The sequence below is a fragment of the Halorubrum sp. SP9 genome, assembly GCF_005435015.1.
Classification (GTDB): Archaea; Halobacteriota; Halobacteria; order Halobacteriales; family Haloferacaceae; genus Halorubrum; species Halorubrum sodomense.
Map to the genome: position 1 here is coordinate 1 of NZ_SGXU01000661.1, position 255 is coordinate 255.

At 60.8% G+C, this 255-nt stretch carries 1 protein-coding gene; it reads right to left on the minus strand.

All coding sequences use genetic code 11. The annotated features are described in order from the left end of the window. A partial coding sequence (locus tag EXE45_RS18920) for a hypothetical protein (RefSeq protein WP_137695197.1) occupies positions 1-195 on the minus strand: 195 nt, incomplete at its 3' end. Between the last annotated feature and the right edge of the window lie 60 nt (positions 196-255).

The following is a 255-nucleotide window of genomic DNA, read 5'->3' on the forward strand; positions in this document are numbered from 1 at the left end:
CACCGTCGTCCCGTCCTCGGAGGTCCGCGGTTCCGTCGCGTCGACAGCGTCGAGGATGTGTCGCTTCAGCGGCGTGAGTTGGTGTGTCGTAGACAAAAGCGACTCCAGACACATCATCACGTTCCACACGTCTTGCGGGGTCGCCACGTACTGCTCTATCGTCTCTGTCTCCGTGGAGTCCTCGTCTACGTACACCTCCGTCTCACGGGTGCGACGAGCGTGGTGGTTCGCGATCGCAGACGCCTTGATGAGATT